This is a genomic window from Gilvimarinus sp. 1_MG-2023 (genome assembly GCF_030548285.1).
Map to the genome: position 1 here is coordinate 1 of NZ_JAUOSC010001682.1, position 237 is coordinate 237.

The following is a 237-nucleotide window of genomic DNA, read 5'->3' on the forward strand; positions in this document are numbered from 1 at the left end:
GCCTTGCACATATCAAACAGGGTCAGGGCGGCGACACTGACGGCGGTAAGGGCTTCCATCTCGACGCCGGTTTGACCCGTGAGTTTGCAGTAGCTGGTAATGCGAATGCGGTTTTGTTCTGGCTGGGGGGCGAAATCAACGGCTACCTTGCTCAGCATCAGCGGATGACAAAGCGGAATCAGCTGGCTGGTCTGTTTGGCCGCCTGAATCCCGGCGATACGGGCAACAGCAAAGACG

The 237-nt window shown here is 57.8% G+C and carries 1 protein-coding gene; it reads right to left on the reverse strand.

Features of this window, described 5'->3' with window-relative positions; genetic code table 11:
- Positions 1 to 237, reverse strand: a 237-nt coding sequence (gene moaC / locus Q4563_RS22515) for a cyclic pyranopterin monophosphate synthase (RefSeq protein ID WP_303606130.1), incomplete at both ends; no start/stop codon positions are given.